At 53.8% G+C, this 18,813-nt stretch carries 16 protein-coding genes; 3 read left to right on the forward strand and 13 right to left on the reverse strand.

Annotated elements, in window-relative coordinates; translation table 11 throughout:
* Positions 1-6: 6 nt before the first annotated feature.
* The 11 genes from QLH52_RS20560 to gshB all read right to left on the reverse strand — a co-directional run bounded on the left by QLH52_RS20560 (position 7) and on the right by gshB (position 12,726).
* Positions 7-4,149 (reverse strand): EAL domain-containing protein, encoded by a 4,143-nt coding sequence (locus QLH52_RS20560; protein ID WP_319962788.1) that lies wholly within the window; start codon positions 4,147-4,149, stop codon positions 7-9.
* Between the two features lie 33 nt (positions 4,150-4,182).
* The gene (locus QLH52_RS20565) at positions 4,183-5,100 is read right to left on the reverse strand and encodes a DUF58 domain-containing protein (protein WP_319962789.1); all 918 of its coding nucleotides are present in this window, start codon (positions 5,098-5,100) and stop codon (positions 4,183-4,185) included.
* Positions 5,100-6,086 (reverse strand): AAA family ATPase, encoded by a 987-nt coding sequence (locus QLH52_RS20570; RefSeq protein ID WP_319962790.1) that lies wholly within the window; start codon positions 6,084-6,086, stop codon positions 5,100-5,102. Before QLH52_RS20570 ends, QLH52_RS20565 begins: the two co-directional genes overlap by 1 nt.
* A gap of 66 nt (positions 6,087-6,152) precedes the next feature.
* Entirely contained in the window at positions 6,153-6,857 is a 705-nt protein-coding gene (locus QLH52_RS20575; RefSeq protein WP_171697055.1) for an LOG family protein, read from the reverse strand.
* Between the two features lie 56 nt (positions 6,858-6,913).
* Positions 6,914-8,203, reverse strand: coding sequence for a dihydroorotase (locus QLH52_RS20580; protein ID WP_319962791.1), 1,290 nt, complete (start codon positions 8,201-8,203; stop codon positions 6,914-6,916).
* Positions 8,204-8,273: 70 nt separating this feature from the next.
* The gene (locus QLH52_RS20585) at positions 8,274-9,239 is read right to left on the reverse strand and encodes an aspartate carbamoyltransferase catalytic subunit (RefSeq protein WP_033157600.1); all 966 of its coding nucleotides are present in this window, start codon (positions 9,237-9,239) and stop codon (positions 8,274-8,276) included.
* On the reverse strand, positions 9,236-9,757 hold the full coding sequence (gene pyrR / locus QLH52_RS20590) for a bifunctional pyr operon transcriptional regulator/uracil phosphoribosyltransferase PyrR (RefSeq protein WP_033157601.1): 522 nt from the start codon (positions 9,755-9,757) through the stop codon (positions 9,236-9,238). The genes QLH52_RS20585 and pyrR overlap by 4 nt, the downstream gene beginning before the upstream one ends.
* A gap of 101 nt (positions 9,758-9,858) precedes the next feature.
* The gene (ruvX, locus tag QLH52_RS20595; protein WP_051670127.1) at positions 9,859-10,305 is read right to left on the reverse strand and encodes a Holliday junction resolvase RuvX; all 447 of its coding nucleotides are present in this window, start codon (positions 10,303-10,305) and stop codon (positions 9,859-9,861) included.
* Positions 10,298-10,864 (reverse strand): YqgE/AlgH family protein, encoded by a 567-nt coding sequence (locus QLH52_RS20600; RefSeq protein WP_033157602.1) that lies wholly within the window; start codon positions 10,862-10,864, stop codon positions 10,298-10,300. Before QLH52_RS20600 ends, ruvX begins: the two co-directional genes overlap by 8 nt.
* A 16-nt stretch (positions 10,865-10,880) precedes the next feature.
* On the reverse strand, positions 10,881-11,774 hold the full coding sequence (locus QLH52_RS20605) for an energy transducer TonB (protein ID WP_319962792.1): 894 nt from the start codon (positions 11,772-11,774) through the stop codon (positions 10,881-10,883).
* Position 11,775: 1 nt separating this feature from the next.
* The gene (gene gshB / locus QLH52_RS20610) at positions 11,776-12,726 is read right to left on the reverse strand and encodes a glutathione synthase (RefSeq protein ID WP_319962793.1); all 951 of its coding nucleotides are present in this window, start codon (positions 12,724-12,726) and stop codon (positions 11,776-11,778) included.
* Between the two features lie 139 nt (positions 12,727-12,865).
* Here gshB and rpmB point away from each other — a divergent pair, with 139 nt between their 5' ends.
* Both rpmB and rpmG read left to right on the forward strand, forming a co-directional pair.
* A complete protein-coding gene (rpmB, locus tag QLH52_RS20615) occupies positions 12,866-13,102 on the forward strand; it encodes a 50S ribosomal protein L28 (protein ID WP_033157675.1) in 237 nt (78 codons plus the stop codon).
* A gap of 11 nt (positions 13,103-13,113) precedes the next feature.
* Positions 13,114-13,269, forward strand: a complete 156-nt coding sequence (gene rpmG, locus QLH52_RS20620; RefSeq protein ID WP_013816853.1) for a 50S ribosomal protein L33 — start codon at positions 13,114-13,116, stop codon at positions 13,267-13,269.
* Positions 13,270-13,328: 59 nt separating this feature from the next.
* On the opposite strand, the gene QLH52_RS20625 is transcribed toward rpmG, so the two are convergent.
* Positions 13,329-14,660, reverse strand: coding sequence for a cyclic nucleotide-binding domain-containing protein (locus QLH52_RS20625; protein ID WP_171697047.1), 1,332 nt, complete (start codon positions 14,658-14,660; stop codon positions 13,329-13,331).
* Between the two features lie 152 nt (positions 14,661-14,812).
* Between QLH52_RS20625 and QLH52_RS20630 the strand changes: the two genes are divergently transcribed.
* Complete coding sequence (locus tag QLH52_RS20630; RefSeq protein WP_319962794.1) at positions 14,813-16,153, forward strand: DegQ family serine endoprotease; 1,341 nt, start codon at positions 14,813-14,815, stop codon at positions 16,151-16,153.
* A 2-nt stretch (positions 16,154-16,155) separates the two neighbouring features.
* Here QLH52_RS20630 and rep read toward each other — a convergent pair whose 3' ends face one another.
* Complete coding sequence (gene rep / locus QLH52_RS20635; protein WP_319962795.1) at positions 16,156-18,162, reverse strand: DNA helicase Rep; 2,007 nt, start codon at positions 18,160-18,162, stop codon at positions 16,156-16,158.
* Between the last annotated feature and the right edge of the window lie 651 nt (positions 18,163-18,813).

Consider the following 18,813-nt stretch of genomic DNA (forward strand, 5'->3'; position numbering starts at 1 on the left):
GAATATCTACATCGCGTCCAAATTGGGGAGTGGGGTATACAAAATCAACATGTCGTCGATTTGCTGCTGAATAGCCCGCAGATCGTTAAAACCCGCCTGCGCGGCATCGCGCTGGCCGGCCTCGCAGCGTTTCAGCAAACTTTCGGCCAGGACATGCAATTGCCGCTGTAATTGTTCGATATGTTCCAGCCAATCCTGGGCATACTGTCGGTCGTGTTGTACTTGCTTCAGCCAGCGGCCCAGATGGGTACGACGCTGGTCCATGATGGGCCAGCTTTTCACGGCAGCTTGCGGCTCTGCGAACAGGCAGGCCTGGACCCGCTGCAACCACTGCCGGGTGTCGAAGCGGCGAATCGCTATGTCAACCTGTTCCGCCGACAGCTCGGCATCCGCATAAATTTGCCAGTCGTCGAAAGGCCGGTAAGCAATCACCCAGTCGGCAATCGCCGCTGCCGGCATCGGCCGGGCAATCGCATAACCTTGCAGCAGATGGCAGCCCAGCAGCAACAGCACGATACCTTGTTCCTGACTTTCCACGCCTTCCGCCACGACTTCCCGGCTAAAAGCCTGACTGAGATCGATCACGCTGTCGATGATGGCGTAGTCGTCGGGATCGTCGAGCATGTCACGGACAAAGGTCTGATCGATTTTCACGGTATCTACCGACAGATGCCGCAAATGAGTCAACGAGGAGTAGCCGGTACCGAAATCGTCTAGGGCCACGCTGATGCCCAGTTGCTCGCGGCAGCTGGTGATAATTCGGTTTACTGCCGACAAATCATCCAATGCGGTACTTTCCAGAATTTCCAATTGCAGGTAGCGGGCATCCAGTTCCGGATGAAGGCGTAAAGTGTCTTCGATATAAGCGCCAATCCCGGACCACAGTAAATGATAGGAGGAGATGTTGACGCTGACCTCCAACGGCAAGCCGCGCGCATGCCAGCCCGCCAGCTGCTCGCAAGCTTGCGCAATGACCCAATTGCCGATGCGGATTTCCAGATCGGTGGAGGCAATCACCGGTAGAAACTCCAACGGCGGTACCATGCCGCGCTGCGGATGCAGCCAGCGGATCAAGGCCTCCACGCCTTTAACCTGGCCGGATTTAATATCCACCTTGGGCTGGTAATACATGCACAACTCGTTGTTTAAAAACGCCGCTTCGATGTCGCGCAGTTGTTGGTGGCGATGCATGATTTGTTGGTCGTGGCTGGCATCGAACAACTGGCAACGGTTTTTGCCGGCCAATTTAGCCTGGTACATGGCGTAGTCGGCATGCCGCAATAAGGCGTCGGCGTCGGCATCATCCAGCGGATATACGGTAAAACCGCTGCTGGCGCCGACCGAAATCGGCTGATCGTCGATGACATACGGCTGGGCAATCGCCCGGTGAATGCGCATGATGGTTTGCTCGCATTGTTCAATCGAGTCTATATCGCCCAGTAGTAGCGCGAATTCGTCGCCGCCATGCCGCGACACGCTGTCTTCCTCGCGAATCGCGCTTTTGATTCTTTCCGCCACTTCCACCAACACCCGGTCGCCGATGTCGTGGCCGAACTGGTCGTTGACCGGCTTGAAGCCGTCCAGGTCCAGGAAGCAAATCGCCAGCAAAGTGTTCTCCCGCTTGCTATGGGCGATGGCTTGATTCAAGCGATCAGCGAATAAAATCCGGTTCGGCAGGCGGGTGAGCGGATCGTAATGGGCAAACAATTCCAGCATCTGTTGCTGCTGCTTGGCCTGGGTGACATCGGAAAATAGCCCGATATAGTGAGTGACCTTGCCGTCGGCATCACACAAAGCAGAAACCGTTAGCCACTCAGCATACAACTCGCCGTTTTTTTTACGGTTCCACAATTCGCCTTGCCAATGCTGCGCTTCATGCAAGGCTTGCCACATATCCCGGTAAAAATCCGCACCGTATTTACCGGATTGCAAGAGGCTCGGGTTTCGGCCTATCACTTCAGCGCGGCTATAGCCGGTAATCTCGGAAAAAGTCGGATTCACATCGACGATGATCCCGCCAGGATCGGTAATTAAAATACCTTCGTGCGCCTCGCTGAATACTCGCGCAGCCAGTTTCAGATGTTCCTCGGCCTGCTTGCGTTCGGTTATGTCGCGGGTCAAACCCAGCAAGGCTACGATATTGCCTTCCGCATCGCGCATTGGCACAGCGTGGGTATCGAACCAGCGTTGCCGGCCTTTCAGGCCGACGATTTCAAATTCCAGTGTGCCTGATGCGCCGGCAAACACCCGCCGAGTCAATTTTTTAAAGGCTGCCCGGTACCTGGGCAATACCAGATCCTCCATGCGTCCTTGTTGGGCTTGCTCCAGCGTCTCGGCCTCTATCATGTCCAGACCGGCGCGGTTCATTTGCAATAGGCTGCCGTCCCGCGCGAGCAGTTTCACGCACTCCGGTTCGGAATCGACGATAGTGCGCAGCTTTAACTCCGATTCCTTGGCGATATTGGCGGCGGCTTCCAATTCCGCAACCGCGTCGGCCAATGCCTGGGTGCGCTCTTCCACCAAAGCTTGCACGGAGGCGGTTCTGCCGCTGATGATCAGCAATAAAATACTCAGCAAGCTGGTAAAACAGAGCCCGCCGATCAAAGTAATCAAAGGTAGCGATGAACCTTGTTCGTTGACGAAATCGCTATCCGGCGTGACGGTAATTTGCCAATTACGATCCACAAACGCGAAATTATGCTGCCATTTTTTTAAGTCGTAGTTTAGCGACACCGGTTTGCGTACCGGTTTTACATACAAAGCCGTTTGTCCGGCGGGCGCGCTGAGGTCATCAATGCTGATACCCAGCGTATCGGTGTTGAGCCCCCTGGTGACTGTTTCCACCATTTTGGCCGGCAGTAAGATTGCCGAGACATAGCCGGTAATATCCAAGACGTCGCCGCCGGTGCTATGCCGGCGAACCGGAATGGACACCAAAATACCGGGATCGGTATCGTCACGCTGCATTAGCGTCAGTTTTTGCGAGGCGGTGGGTTTACCGCTGGCGCGGGCCAGGATTTTTGCTTGCCGGCTAAGAGGATTTGTCATGGAATCGAAGCCAAAGGCTTTTTCGTTGCCGGCCATCGGCTCCACAAACATGATCGGAAAATACTCCTGCCGGTCACTTGCATGCACCAATTGACCGGCACTATCCCGTTCGATGACGCGAAAATCAGGAAATCCTTCGGCGCGTACCGCTTGTTCGAAGGCCGGTAAATCGGCTTGAGTGATCAGAGGTAGCCATTCCAGGGCTTGGATTTCCGGATGGCGTTGCAGGATGCCCTGGGAAAACACGCTAAATTCGGCTCTGCTTACCTGCCCGGATGCCAGAAATACATCTCTTAGCGCCAGCGTACTATCGATTACATCGATTGCATATTCCGCCAGCAGCCGGTCTAACTCGGCAGCCCGACTATCGAAAGCTTGTTGAATGCGTGCGCGTTCCGCTTGAAAGGCTTGCAAAAATACCAGCACCAAACCCAGCAGCGTGCCCAGTAAGGGTAGCGCGACACTCAAGCGCCGCGCCTGCCAAAGCGCACGGGGGCGTCCGAAATAACAAAACAATAGCGGCGTCACTATCATCACGCCCAAACTGTCGCCAACCCACCAGTTTCGCCAGGACGACCAGAGTTGCGCCTGGCTCATCAAGTCCAATGAATAAAGTACGGCTGCGCCTACGCTGGGCGCGATCAGACAGGCTACCGGCCCGGCCAGGACAAAAAACTTAAGGATGGCGGCCGGACTATCCAATTTGGGCAAACCCGGTTCTACGTAGGCTTTGGATAAAGCCAGAGCCGCCAACGCCTGCAAGGCGCTGCCGCCGCCAATGGCAAAGGAGGACATCGCAGTTTGCGCGGTCAATTGACCGGAAAAATCAATAGTCACCAGAAAATTGCTGAACGCCGCACCCAGCCAGATTCCGGGCCAAAGCCTGCGGCCACCCATAAATAGCGCAGCCAGTGCGATGCCGGCTGGCGGCCATAGCGGACTGGCATAGCCGGGCGGAATGATCATTTTGCCGCCCAGCCAGCCGCCGGCAAACATCAGCAAACTCAGTACGCCGATTTGTATCAGTAAAACCAACGGGCTGACGAGCGCGATACTTTGTGTCTCGTTATCCGGCACCGGAAAATCTATTGAATGAGACAAATTGGGGATGCGCATGGCCAGATTGAGAAGGTCTTAGGCCGCCGGACGCGCGCGGGTGCCGTTCAATGCGTCCAAAGGCATTTGCTGAGTCGTGCAGGGTATCAAGGTGAGACGCAGCTTATTGGCCAGCTTTTGCAGATACGCCTGCCGGTCCTGGAAGCGCTGCCGATAAGCTTGCAGGCGCTGTTTGTCACCACTATCGAACAGCACTTCGCGCCAGCCGTCGGTAAAGCGGTAGCGGCCTTGGGTCGGTAAACTGCTTTCCAGCGGATCGGCGATGTGTACCAACACCACCTCGCAATGCCGGGCCAGATTGGCCAGATGATTTTCGGCCGCGCTATTCATCCCGCGAAAATCGCTGAGAATATACACCCGGCTGCCGGGCCGGGCATGATGCAGCAATCTGGCCAGAGGCTGCGCCAGGTTGACGACAGCCGCACCGTTGTAATCCGGATTGACCAGGGCGTTTAAGAAGCGTAACAGCGCCGGTTTGCCGGTTTGCGGTTTTACTTCCTGGCAACCGTCATCACTGAAAATCTGCCCGCCGATGCGGTCGCCTTGCTTCAGTGCAGCCCAAGCCAGCAAACCGGCCAAGCGGGCAGCCTGCACGGATTTGAACACGCCGCGCGTGGCAAAAGCCATGGTGGCGCGGTAATCCACAGCAATGAACATGGGCCTTTCCCGTTCTTCCTTGTAAATCTTGCTGTGGGGCTTATCGGTGCGGGCCGTCACGCGCCAGTCGATGCGCCGCACGTCATCGCCGGGTTGGTAGAGCCGGGTTTCGTCGAAGGCCATACCGCGGCCCTTCAGATGCGACAGATAATTACCGCTTTGCGCGGCGCGGATATTGGCGTGCCCCAGACTAAGCATGCCGGCCGGCTTGGCCAGGTCCACCAAAGCTTTGAGAGTGACCGTAACCCGGGGATTGTCGGTCGCTGGCGATTTAATCATTAGGGTACGGCAATTCTGGCTATCAATTCTTTGATCACATAATCGCTGCTAATGCCCTCGGCTTCAGCCTCGTAGGACAGAATCAGGCGGTGGCGCAGCACATCGTAAGCCATATCTTGAATGTCGCCGGGATCAACAAAATCGCGTTGTTGCAGCCAGGCCTTGGCGCGCGCGCAGCGGTCCAGGGCAATGCTGGCGCGCGGGCTGGCGCCGTATTGAATCCAGCCGGCCAAATCCTGACCATAAGCGCCGGGATTACGGGTCGCCAGCACGATTTGCAGCAGATATTGCTCCAAGCTGTCGGCGAGATACAAATCCAACACTTCGCCGCGCGCGGCGAATAAGGCTTGCTGGCTCACTTTAGGCGATGCGCTGTCCTGGTTTTGCAGTGCGCCCTTGGCCTCGGCACGAGCCAGATGCAGTATGGCTTGCTCGTGTTCGGCATTGGGATAGTCGATTTTGACATGTAGCAGAAACCGGTCGAGTTGCGCTTCCGGCAAGGGGTAGGTGCCTTCCTGCTCGATCGGGTTTTGCGTGGCCATGACCATGAACAAGGGCGGCAGCGGATAAGTGGCCTTGCCGACCGTGATCTGGCGCTCGGCCATGGCTTCCAGCAAGGCGGCCTGGACTTTAGCCGGTGCGCGGTTGATTTCGTCAGCCAGGATCAAGTTATGAAACAGCGGGCCTTTTTGGAATTCGAAACTACCTTGCTGCGGCCGGTAAATCTCGGTGCCGGTCAAATCAGCCGGTAACAAGTCCGGGGTAAATTGCACCCGATGGAAATCGGCTTCTATGCCTTGGCTGAGTACGTTGATGGCGCGGGTTTTCGCTAGACCCGGTGCGCCTTCCACCAGCAAATGACCATCGGCCAGCAGGGCAATCAACATCCTTTCAACCAGCACTTCCTGGCCGATGATCTGCGTATTGATGTGAGTTTTGAGATTTTGTAAGGCGGCTTGGCTGGGGCTAAGACTTGTCGCAGTCATGTGTATAAAAAATCCTTATGTTTAACGAGGTTGTGACCGAGTTGAGTCCTGAAAGTTGCGCTATGTCTAATTTTTACGCTGCAAATCTTTCCACTCGCGATGCGCGACCATAATGTCGACCACTTCTTGCGGATCGTCGGTGACGGTAATCAGCTTTAAATCTTCCGCGGAAATGGTGCCGTATTCCATCATCTTGGCTTTCATCCAATCCATCAGGCCGCTCCAGAAATCGCTGCCGAACAGTACCAATGGAATCGGATAAATCTTGTGGGTTTGCATCAAGGTCAAGGCTTCGAAAAACTCATCCAGCGTGCCGAAACCGCCCGGCATACACACGTAACCGATCGAGTAGCGCACGAACATCACTTTGCGCACGAAAAAATAACGAAAATTCAGCGAAATATTCTGGTACGGGTTGGGGGTTTGCTCCATCGGCAATTCGATGTTCAAGCCGATAGACGGTTGATCATGCAAAATCGCACCTTTGTTGGCGGCCTCCATCACGCCGGGCCCACCGCCGCTGATCACGGCAAAGCCTTCCTTGCTGAGCATTTCCGCCAGTTCCACAGTTTTTTGATAATAAAAATGCTCGGGCGGCAAGCGGGCGGAACCGAAAATCGAAATCGCGTCGCACAAACCGGACAGTTCGTCGAAGCCCTCGGTAAACTCGCTGATGATGCGAAAAATCCGCCAGGATTGATCGCCTTTCAGGTCGTCGATGATGCTGGACGAGGTCGAGCCGTCAGTGCGGCGATTTTTGATGCAACTCATGATTTATTCCTTAAATGAGCACGCTGTGCTAATGGCAATGGGACGAAATAACCTGTTCACGGCAGCTCAACCAAGCGATACGCCAGCTTACCGGCCAGCAAAGTATGGGTCACGCGCCCGGTCAAGGTCTGCTGCCAATACGGCGTATTGCAACCGGCGCTAAGCCAGTTGTCGCGATTAACCGGCCAATTGGCTTGCGGATCGAAAATACACACATCGGCCGCAGAACCCGGCGTTAATGTGCCGCTAGCCAGGCCTAAAATGTGTGCAGGTTTGCAGGTTAGATTGGCGATGGCTTGCGACAAACCGATGCGATGTTGTTGGGTCAGTGCCAGCGTCAATGGCAACAGGGTTTCCAGTGCAGCCACGCCCGCTTCGGTTTCCGGAAAGGCGCCGAGTTTGGCATCCAGGTCGTGGGGTTGGTGATCCGAGCATATCGCGTCTATGGTGCCGTTAACCAGGCCCTCGCGCAGATATTGGCGGTCGATGGCGCTACGTAGCGGCGGCAATACATGGTAGTTGCTGTCGAATGGGGTGATATTGTCTTCGGTCAGATGCAGTTGGTGAATCGCCACGTCGGCCGTGACGTTTAGGCCGTATTTCTTGGCCTGCTGCAATTTGATCACCGATTGTTTGCAGCTGATTTGACTAATATGCACCCGACAGCCGGTCAACTCCGCCAACTCCAGGCATTGGGCCAACGCAATCGATTCGGCCGCCTCCGGGATGCCAGGTAAACCGTAGCAGCTGGCCACCGCACCCTCGTGCGCGCAGCCCTTGCCGGACAGGGCGGGTTCATTGGCGCGATACATCAATAATAAATCGTGGGTGGCGGCATATTCCATCGCCCGCCGTAATATCAATAAATTGCCGAGCGGCTCGCTGGCGTTGCTGACGGCAATGCAGCCGGCCTGTTTCAACGCGAACATCGCACTGAGTTCGCTGCCCGCCAAGCGCTGCGTCAATGCACCGATGCTATAGATTTGCGGGTAGTCGGCCTTTTCCGCTTTGTCCTTGATGAACTCGACCACCGCTGGGCTATCGATGCAGGGCTTGGTATCTGGCGGCAGGCAAAGAGAGGTTACGCCGGCGCTCAGAGCCGCACGGGTTTCGCTGAGGATATTGCCTTTTTGGGTATAACCGGGTTCGCGCAAGCGCACGCTCAGGTCGACGAAGCCGGGGCAAACGATCTGACCGCTGGCGTCGATTATTTGCTCGGGCATGAAATCGGCGGATTGCTCCAACACCGAGACAATTTTGCCGTCAGCAATACAAACTGGACCGATGGTATCGACGTTATTGGCCGGATCGATGACGCGGCCGTTATTAATCAAAATCTTGGTCATGACGCACCTCCCTGTGCGTCACCCTTACGGGCCGCCGTAGGCGGTGCAAAAATCCTGTCCTGTATTTTTGTCATGCCGCACCTCCCTGACTGTGCATCGCCATCGACATAATCGCCATCCGCACAGCCACGCCATTGCTGACTTGCTGCAAGATCACCGATTGCGGGCCGTCGGCGACGCTGGAGGCAATTTCCACACCCCGATTGATCGGTCCGGGATGCATCACAATGGCATCGGCTTTGGCGCGTTTAAGCTTGGCTTCGGTCAAACCAAAACAGCGGAAAAACTCGCTTTCGCTAGGCAAAAACGCCGAATTCATGCGTTCTTTTTGCAAACGCAGCATGATGACCACATCCACATCATCCAGGCCCTCGTCCATGTCATGCATGGGTATCACGCCCATAGTTTTGACTTGCGCCGGTAACAGCGTTTTGGGAGCTATTACCCGCACTTCGGCAACGCCCAATGTGTTCAAAGCCAAGATTTGCGAACGCGCCACCCGCGAATGCAAGATGTCGCCAACGATGGCGACTTTCAGGCCTTCGAATTGTTTTTTATGTTGGCGGATGGTGAACATATCCAGCATCGCCTGGGTAGGATGGGCGTGCTGGCCGTCACCGGCGTTGATCACGCTGATATGCGGGGCGGTGTGTTGAGCGATAAAATGCGCCGCCCCGCTCAGGGCATGGCGAACCACGAACATGTCCACGTGCATCGCTTCCAGGTTGTGAATGGTATCCAGCAGACTCTCACCCTTGGAAGTGGCGGACGTGGCGATGTTCATGCTCAGCACGTCCGCCGACAGCCGGGTGGCCGCCAGCTCGAAAGTGGTGCGGGTGCGGGTGCTGTTTTCGAAAAACAGGTTGACGATGGTTTTGCCGCGCAGCAACGGCACTTTTTTGACTTGATGTTCCGACATGCCGGCAAATGATTCGGCGGTATCCAGAATTTCAGTCAGCAGCTCCTTATCCAGGCCTTCGATCGTCAGAAAATGCTTGAGCTTGCCTTGTTCGGTAAGCTGGATGTGTCGGGTCATGCCGCCACCACTTGCGGGGATTGGATCTCGATGCCCAGTGGATCAGGACCGGTCAGTTTGATACGTTGATCGCCGGCCAGATCGATGCGGATACCGTAACAGTCCGGTTGCAAGGGAATCTGCCGGCCGTTGCGCTCTATCAATACCGCCAGTACTACTTGATTGGGGCGGCCGTAATCGAAAATCTCGTTCAACGCGGCACGGATGGTGCGGCCGGTGTAAAACACATCATCGATCAGAATGATGTCGCGGCCTTCCAGATGCGGCGGCAATTGGCTGGTTTTGACCTTGGGATGCATGCCGATTTGCGAAAAATCGTCGCGATAAAAGGTGATGTCCAGCATGCCCAAGGGTTCGCTCAAACCCAAACGCTGATGCATATGCCGTGCGATCCAGGCGCCACCGCTGTGTATGCCGATTAGCAAAGGATTATGCAAGTTACGCTCGCTAATCTGCCGGCGAATCGCGGCTTCCAGAGTGTCGAGCAGGTTATCGATATTCAGCGTGGTGATGGGCATGACGGTTACAGGGGGAATCTTGTTATTGTTATGAAATTCGGGAAAAAGCTGAAAGCGACGGGATAATAAGGCTGCATGGGCGTAAAACCGTTTTCGTCTTTTTACTGATCAAACCAGCTTTGCAGAATGATCTGTGCGGCCAGTTGATCTTGCACGGCCCATAATTTAGTAGCGCTAACCTTCAAGTCGTCGTACAGCATTTGTTTAGCGGCGAACGTGGTCAGTGTTTCGTCGATTTGGTGCACCGGTAGATTGTAACGACCATTCAGCTGCCGACAGAATTTTTGCATGCGCGGGGTAATCACATTATCCGAACCATCGTTCTGTCGAGAAATGCCGACCACCAAACCTATGGGCCGCCATTCGGCGATCAGCTGACCGATTTTATGCCAGTCCGGCACTTGATTAAGCGATTGGATGGTTTGCAGCGGACTGGCAATGCCGGTATCGGCATGTCCCACCGCGACCCCAATTTTTTTGTTGCCGAAATCAAACCCTAAATACGCATCGCTGCTGAATTTTGCCGCCAGCGGATCGAGCTTAACCATGACCTGCCGGCGTGGTCAGGCGATTAATGTCGATACCTAATTGTCCCGCCGCCGCATTCCAGCGCTGGCTAATCGGCGTTTCGTAGAGTATCTCTTCACCGCATGGCGTGTTCAGCCAGGCGTTTTCGACCATTTCTTTTTCTAGTTGGCCGCTACCCCAGCCGGCGTAACCTAAGGCGATCAAATAGTGGTTGGGGCCTTTACCTTCGGCAATGGCCTCGAGAATGTCGCGAGAGCTGGTCAGCGTAATATTCTCGGCGGTACTGATACTGGAATCCCAGCGTTGTTCACAGGCATCGTGAATGACAAAGCCGCGTTCCTGCTGTACCGGGCCGCCGGCAAACACCGGGGTTTCCAATACATTTTCCAGCTTGGTTTTAATCCCCATTTGCTCGAAAATGTCGCGTAATTTCATGCCGGTCGGTCGGTTGATGACAATGCCGAGCGCACCTTCTTCGTTGTGCTGGCACAGGTATGTCACCGTGTGAAAAAAATGCGGGTCGGCTAAGCCGGGCATCGCAATCAAAAACTGGTTATTTAAATAAGTAACGTCTGTCATTGGAGTGCTGTATGGGCTAGCGGGCAGTCATGCCGGTTTCGTCTGAGAATTTCCAGACCCTGGTAATCACCAAAACGTTCACTTCTCTCAACAAATCATCGGGTAAAGCGGCAAAGGGCGCACTCATCTTCACAATCCGTTTCGCGGCGTCGTCCAGTGCGGAATTGCCGGATGACCGGACAATCCGCATGCTGTAAATGCTGCCGTCGGCGTTAATCCCCACGTCCATGGTCAAGGATTGCGAAACGCCTTTTTTGCGCGCCGCCTCAGGATAATTCAGATTGCCGGTGCGCTCAACCTTGTCCTCCCAATCCTTGACATATTGCGCCGCGAGATACTTGTGCGTGCTAACCGCGTTGACGAATTTAATCTTAGTATCTTGCGCGCTTTGTTGGGTATTTCTGATGCGCTCGCCGAGTTGGGCGATTTGTTGCTGAAGCGCTTCCGGGGATAATTTGGGGGCGGACTCCGGAACTTCAACAGCTTCCGGTAATTCTAGCGGTTGATCGGGTTCCGTCACCACCTTAACCGGCGCTTTGGCTTGGGTAAGCAGTCTCTCGGCGACCGGTTTAACTTGTGTAACCACCGGATGCGGCAAGACTTTCTTTGCCGGCGGACTGATCGATTGTTCCTGAGTGGCTATTTTTTGCTGCGGCGGCTCCGGTTTGCGGGTTTCCTCGCCGGCACCTATTTGATGCTCCGTTGCCAGATGTTTCGCATCCTTGGGCGCCTTTTTCACCGGAGCATGGGCCACGGTGATTTCAATCGAGCGGTTGATCTTAGGTGGCTGCGGTGCGGTGAAATTAACGCCCAACAACACGATCACATGCAGTACCGCCGCTACAAACAACGCCGTTAGCAGCGAATCACTTTGCGACAACGGCGTGGGAGTTAAGTCCGGCGCGTACATATCAGGCCTGGCATTGAGCGGCGATGTGGTCCATTAACTGAGCGCTGATATTAATGCCGAACTGTTTATCCAGCTCCTGCACGCAGGTTGGGCTGGTGACGTTGACTTCGGTCAGATAGTCGCCGATGACATCCAGGCCGACAAATATCAGGCCTTTTTCGCGCAGGGTTGGCCCGACCTGTTCGGCAATCCAGCGATCACGGTCACTCAATGGCCGGCCTTCGCCGCGTCCGCCGGCTGCCAGATTGCCCCGGCTTTCGCCGCTGGCCGGAATCCGTGCCAGACAATAAGGCACCGGTTCGCCATTGACCACCAAGATCCGTTTGTCGCCGTCTTTCACGGCAGGCAGATATTTTTGCGCCATGATGTAACTGCTGCCGTGTTGGGTCATGGTTTCCAGGATCACGCTGAGATTGGGGTCGTGTTCTTTGACGTAAAAGATCGAAGCGCCGCCCATGCCGTCCAAGGGCTTCAGGATGATTTCCTTGTGCTCTTGCAGAAAGCCGCGAATTTTTTGTGGATCCCTGGCGACCAAGGTATCGGTGCAGCATTGCGGAAACCAGGCGGTGAACATTTTTTCGTTGGCATCGCGTAGCGATTGCGGCTTGTTGACCACGTAAACACCCTGGCGCTCCGCCTGTTCCAGCATATACGTGGCGTAGATATATTCCTGATTAAAGGGCGGATCCTTACGCATGATGATCGCGTCCAATTCGGACAAGGCTATTTGCTGCTCACCGAGAAACCTATGCCACTGCTTGTCATCGCGTTCGACTTCCAGCACGCGGGAACGGGCATAAGCGTCGCCGTTGCGCATGTAAAGGTCGGACAGTTCCATGTAATGTAATTCCCAGCCGCGTGCCTGGGCTTCCAGCAACATCGCGAAACTGGTGTCCTTTTTAATATTGATCTGGCCGATGGGGTCCATGACCATGCCGAGTTTAATAGCCATTAAAGTCCTGTAAATTCCGAAGCGAGGGGAAATAAAACCGATTTTATCAAATTTATTTTGCAGGCTGTTGTTTACCAACAAAAGTTTTTTTGTTATAAAGCGCGGCTATTTTGAATTAAAAGCTCGCATTGAGGTAGTCATGTCCAGAGTATGCCAAGTAACAGGTAAACGCCCAGTAACAGGGCACAACGTTTCACACGCGATGAACAGAACCAAAAGACGTTTTACGCCTAATCTGCATCACCACAGATTTTGGGTTGAAAGCGAAAACCGTTGGGTTCGTTTGAGAGTATCTTCCAAAGGTATGCGTATCATCGACAAAAACGGCATCGATGCTGTTCTGGCCGATATGCGTAAACGCGGCGAACAATATTAAGGAGACTGACAATGCGCGACAAAATCAAATTGGTATCTAGCGAAGGCACCGGCCATTTCTACACCACCACCAAAAACAAAAAAACCATGCCTGAAAAAATGGAGATCAAAAAATTTGATCCCGTGGTTCGTAAGCATGTGATGTACAAAGAAGCCAAGATCAAATAAACAGCGTTTTATTGATCCGCTTTCAGGCGTTGGCGGGCTAGTAGCAGGGTTTTTTCCGACTAGCCACCGCCACCGGCTTTCTTCATCGCTTCCAGCTCGGCTTTCAGCGATTCCGTAAATTTGGCAAGTGCCAAATATTTCATCTCCAAAGCTTTCTTCTCGGCTTCCAAAATATTATATTTGGTTTTAAGTTGCTGCAGAAAACGCCGCAAACGCTCCATATCATCTTGTATTGAGGATTGCTCGGTGAACGAGTGACTCGTCTCGCTCTCGCCGCTGCTCCCTCTAAAATTACTGGTCTCAATGCCGTCGTCGATCGGAAACGATGAAGGTGCTTTCAGTTCGTCCGGGTTAATGCTGTCGATACCGCCGCTTAAAATCAGCGCATTGAATTTGTGCCGCATCAGGATAAAAGCCGCCGTTTCGCTAATCTTGCCGTTCTGGCAAACCACGACGATGGGATGCTGCCTATTCAAGGTTTTTAGCTGCATGCGCAAGGAAAAAAACGGCAGATTGATGCTGAACGGCAAATGCTTTGGCTTGTATTCATCGGGCTCGCGCACATCGATCAAATCCGCACCCTTGGTCACCAAGTCTTGAGCGTCTTTATAGCTGATATATTTAAGCGTCGGCTGTTTGATCAAGTTCAGAAACTGCTCCTTACCCAATCGCAACAGGCAAACATCCGTCAACGCACTGACCGTAACGTTGCGAGGCTCGCCTGAAATCAATGCATCCTCACCAAAAGTATCCTGATCGCTGAGTTGCGCCAGCTTAATCTCCTTGGCGTTGGGCGCAGGTTTCCTGCTCACCAAGCATTGCCCTCGTTTGATGATGTAGTAAAAGTCGCCCTGCTCACCTTGATTGACAATGACAGTGCCTGCATTCACGCGCACTTCCTCCATGCCCATCAAAATTTTTTGCAAATTAGCCGGAGGCAACGCTCGAAATACCGGCGACTTCAACAATGTCGTCATCCAGTCGTCATTATCCTCCACCTCTTCAGCTACCATAAAACTCTCTGCTTCTTCATACGGGACATCTTGAACCGATTTCATCATATCAGCATTCAAACGCAAAAAACGAATTCGGCTATTGGCAACGGCATGCACTTTCCTGGGGATTTGATGCGCCAGCGCAAAGCGCGCCGAGGGGCTATCGGACTTGATCGTTTCGATCTTTAACAGATCGGTCTGTAAGGTCACGCTGCCATCGATCAAATACACCAGATCGTTAGGTTCATCCCCGCATTTGAACAAAAATTGGCCTTCTTCCGCATCCTCGACCTTGATTTGTGCGCACAGCGCCTCAAATTTACTGAAGGGCAAGGTGGATAGCGGAATTAATTGCCGAATCACACGGCCTTCAGCGGAATGGATGTCGACAGCCACGTATTCGTCGCGAATAAAAAGTGAAGGGAAACCAACAAGAAAACTTAATCTATGATAGTCGATTATTAAGTAAACTCTCAGTGAAACATTTTCCCGCCCAGCGAGTCCATGCTGGCAACTTAACTGCCTGGAATGCAAAAACCATGACGAACATGAACAAACTATTCCTGATTATCTTGTTTGGCCTGAGCAGCTGGCGAGCCAGCGCAGAATTGCCCGGACAAGTCGACGGCGCACCTTTGCCGTCCCTGGCGCCGATGCTGGAGCAAAGTATGCCGGCCGTAGTGAATATCTCCACCTCCACCAATGTGCGGGTACAGGAAAATCCGTTAATGAACGATCCGATGTTTCGGCGTTTTTTCAACATCCCCAAAAACCAGCGGCAACAGCAAAAAAACAGCTTGGGCTCCGGCGTGATTATCGATAAAGATCAAGGCTATGTGTTGACCAATAATCATGTCATCGACAAAGCGGACAAAATCACCGTTACCCTTAGCGACGGCCGGCAGCTCAACGCCAAACTATTGGGCACCGATCCGGAAGCCGACGTGGCGGTGATCCAAATCCCCGCCGACAACCTGAGTGCCTTGAAAATTGCCGACTCCAACCAACTGAAAGTCGGCGATTTCGTGGTTGCCATCGGCAACCCGTTCGGCTTGGGCCAGACCGTCACCTCCGGCATCGTCAGCGCGCTGGGCCGCTCCGGCTTGGGCATTGAAGGTTACGAAGATTTTATTCAGACCGATGCCTCGATCAACCCCGGTAACTCGGGCGGTGCCTTGGTGAATTTACGCGGCGAATTTGTCGGCATGAACACCGCAATCCTCGCGCCTACCGGTGGCAATGTCGGCATCGGTTTTGCGATTCCGTCGAATATGGCGGTTCGCTTGATGGAATCCTTGGTGCAACACGGCGAAGTGCGCCGCGGTTTGCTGGGTGTGACCACGCAAGACTTGACGCCGGAACTGGTTAAAGCCTTTGCCCTGAAAAGCCAGCATGGCGCGGTCGTCAGCCGCGTGGAGGCCGGATCGCCCGCCGAAAAGGCCGGCCTGGAGCCTGGGGATATTATTCTGGCTATCAACGGCCAGGACGTAAAAGGCGGCAGCGCGCAAATTCGCAATGCGGTGGGTCTGTTGCAAATCGGCGACACTGCAAACCTGGAGATCATGCGCGGCGAGGAACGCAAGTCGCTGCAAGCCACCATCGGCAAGCCGAAACGGCCGGAGCTGGACGGCAGTAAACTGCATCCGACTTTAAGCGGCGCGGTGCTGGGCGTGACCCCCAAGGATCAAGTGGAAGGGGTGATGATAGAAAAAGTCGAACAAAACTCCAAAGCCTGGAAAACCGGCTTGCGGCCCGGTGACATCATCGTCACCGCCAACCGCTACCGGGTCAGAAATCTGGATGAGATCAAGCAGGTGGTCAATCCCAATGCACCGCTGTTAGTCAATCTGCAACGCGGCGGCGAAGGCTTTTTCGTGGTATTGCAATAAACTCAATTCAGCATCGTTTTCAGCGCGGCCAGGCTGGCCTTGCCGCGCTGTTTAATTTCTTCCGGCGGCAACTGTTTTTTGTTGGCCCACTCCAAATCTTCTTCCGGCAACTCGTTTAAAAACCGGCTGGGTTCGCACTCGGTCAAGTCACCAAAACGCTTGCGGTGCGTGCAATAGCTAAAAGTCAAGGTCTGCTGGGCGCGGGTGATGCCCACATACGCCAAACGCCGCTCTTCTTCGATATTGTCAGTTTCGATGCTGTTCTGATGCGGCAGCAGGTTTTCCTCCATGCCGATCAAAAACACATGCGGAAACTCCAGCCCCTTGGCGGCATGCAAGGTCATCAAGCTGACCTGGTCGCCGGCTTCGTCTTCTTGATTGCGGTCCAGAATATCCAGCAACATCACCTTGGCAATCACATCGGCCAGCGACTGTTCACTGCCTTGCTCCTTGGTGGCGATACGCTGCAGCCATTCGATTAACTCATACACATTTTTCAGTTTCCGCTCGGCCGAAGCGGGGGTTTTGCTGTTTTCCTGTAACCAAGCCGAATAGTTGATCTCGTCTATCATCCGGTTGATCACGACAAAGGTATCCTCACGCTCGACCTTGATCGCCGTCTCTTTCAACCAATCGCAAAACTTGCTCAAGCGTTGTACCGACTTTTCCGGCAGCCGTTGTTGCAGGCCTAACTCGTTGCAGGCTGCAAAAAGACTGATATGCCGCTCGTTGGCGTAAGCTCCCAGCTTTTCCAGCGTGGTCGGTCCAATCTCCCGGCGCGGGGTGTTGATCACCCGCAAAAACGCCGCATCATCATCGCGATTAACCAGCAAACGCAGGTACGCCAACACATCCTTGATTTCGGCATACGAAAAAAACGAGGCACTGCCGCTGATGAAATAGGGCACGTTGTTCTCCCGTAATTCCTTCTCGAACAAGCGTGACTGGTGATTGCCGCGATACAGAATGGCGTAATCGCCGTAGCTGCCACCGGTCTTGAAGCGATGATGCACAATTTCGGCCGTGACTTGCTTGGCTTCGGCCACGTCGTTTTTATGGCTCAGCACCCGGAGCGGGTCGCCGTAGCCCAACTCGCTCCAGAGTTTTTTCTCGAACGCATGCGGATTATTGGCGATCAACTGATTGGCTACTTTCAAAATCCGCCCGGCGGAACGGTAATTTTGTTCCAGCTTGATAACTTGCAAGCGGCTGTAATCTTTTTGCAACTGGCTGAGATTTTCCGGTTGCGCGCCGCGCCAGGCATAGATGGATTGGTCGTCGTCACCCACCACGGTAAAGCGGCCCAGATTACCCGCCAATAGCTTGACCAATTGGTATTGGGTAATGTTGGTGTCCTGGTATTCGTCCACCAGCAGGTAGCGAATCTTGTTCTGCCATTTCTCCAAAACGTCGGGATGTTGTTGAAACAGCAGTACCGGCAATAATATTAAATCGTCAAAATCGGTGGCGTTATAGGCCTTTAAGCTGCGGGTGAAGGCCTCGTAAAGCAGCGCCGCCGGCAAGCTGTTGGCATCGGCTTGGCTCAATGCCTGGATAGGCGTGACAAAGGCGTTTTTCCACTGGCCGATTTGCCAGTTGTACTGCTCCACATTATCAATGTCGCAGCCGCCGACCCCGTGGCTGATCAAGTTCCGCAGCAAGGTCAGCCGGTCTTGTTCATCGAACAAGGTAATCGCCGCTTTGTAGCCCAGGGCTTTGTGTTCCTTGCGCAGAATATCCAAGCCCAGGGAATGAAAAGTCGATACCCGCAAGCCGCGACTGGCTTTGTCATCAATCAGCCTGCCGACCCGGCTCTTCATTTCCCGCGCCGCCTTGTTGGTAAAAGTCACCGCCGCGATATACCGCGCCGGCGTGCCCTGTTGAACCAGATAAGCGATCTTCTCGGTAATCACCCGCGTCTTGCCGCTACCGGCACCGGCCAGCACCAACAAGGGATGATCGATGGTTTTAACGGCAGCGAGTTGTTGGGGGTTGAGTTTGGGGGACACGAAAACAAAGGGGTTATTGACAGGCCGGCCATTATCGCAGGGCTAGCTGAAATTGTGTGAACTTGGTCGAATTGGCGTTGGCTTAATGGGAGCTCGCGGAGCGCATTGTCTTTTTGGAAATCGGAGACATAGCACCGAGAGTCTTGCAGCCTCAATGCAGCGTCAGCGAAATCGAGGACGTCGGCTTACCGACTACCAATTCTAAAGCGCATGATGAGAAAAGACGATGCCTAACATGGCAGTCAAACGGACGGGCAAAAAGCTTCGCTTTGCTCTACGTGGCGCAACAAACAAATGAACATGACACACGTCAATCTTGTTGCCATACTTTTGCTTGGCGCCGTTACGGCCTTGTTCCCTAGGGCAGCGCTGATTAAATCCCCCGCCAGGCTTTGAATCTGGTGTTCAGTAGTTGATCTGGCGACGATCCGAGCAGATTATTCATCTAGCGATCATAGTTAAGCCTTAATTTTGCTTGACCTTCCCATTATGTAAACCTTTAGATTGATGCCTCCGGATGGTCTCCGAGGTAAGGATTTCGCCAAAAATAACTTCCCTGTATTGATACTGTCCCTAACTGGATTTGTAATGGAGAATACAACGACTTGAACCGTGGAAGATGAAAAAGTGACTGGCTACGAACCCGCGATA

The organism is Methylomonas defluvii, from assembly GCF_033949435.1.
Lineage (GTDB): Bacteria > Pseudomonadota > Gammaproteobacteria > Methylococcales > Methylomonadaceae > Methylomonas > Methylomonas defluvii.

Bases quoted from the DNA above. Each gene is read 5' to 3' on its own strand.
- rpmB (WP_033157675.1), top strand. From the start codon at position 12,866: ATGTCCAGAGTATGCCAAGTAACAGGTAAACGCCCAGTAACAGGGCAC.
- QLH52_RS20630 (WP_319962794.1), top strand. From the start codon at position 14,813: ATGAACAAACTATTCCTGATTATCTTGTTTGGCCTGAGCAGCTGGCGA.
- QLH52_RS20580 (WP_319962791.1), bottom strand. From the start codon at position 8,203: ATGACCAAGATTTTGATTAATAACGGCCGCGTCATCGATCCGGCCAAT.
- QLH52_RS20570 (WP_319962790.1), bottom strand. From the start codon at position 6,086: ATGACTGCGACAAGTCTTAGCCCCAGCCAAGCCGCCTTACAAAATCTC.
- pyrR (WP_033157601.1), bottom strand. From the start codon at position 9,757: ATGCCCATCACCACGCTGAATATCGATAACCTGCTCGACACTCTGGAA.
- rpmG (WP_013816853.1), top strand. From the start codon at position 13,114: ATGCGCGACAAAATCAAATTGGTATCTAGCGAAGGCACCGGCCATTTC.
- QLH52_RS20600 (WP_033157602.1), bottom strand. From the start codon at position 10,864: ATGACAGACGTTACTTATTTAAATAACCAGTTTTTGATTGCGATGCCC.
- QLH52_RS20585 (WP_033157600.1), bottom strand. From the start codon at position 9,239: ATGACCCGACACATCCAGCTTACCGAACAAGGCAAGCTCAAGCATTTT.
- QLH52_RS20605 (WP_319962792.1), bottom strand. From the start codon at position 11,774: ATGTACGCGCCGGACTTAACTCCCACGCCGTTGTCGCAAAGTGATTCG.
- gshB (WP_319962793.1), bottom strand. From the start codon at position 12,726: ATGGCTATTAAACTCGGCATGGTCATGGACCCCATCGGCCAGATCAAT.
- QLH52_RS20575 (WP_171697055.1), bottom strand. From the start codon at position 6,857: ATGAGTTGCATCAAAAATCGCCGCACTGACGGCTCGACCTCGTCCAGC.
- QLH52_RS20565 (WP_319962789.1), bottom strand. From the start codon at position 5,100: ATGATTAAATCGCCAGCGACCGACAATCCCCGGGTTACGGTCACTCTC.
- ruvX (WP_051670127.1), bottom strand. From the start codon at position 10,305: ATGGTTAAGCTCGATCCGCTGGCGGCAAAATTCAGCAGCGATGCGTAT.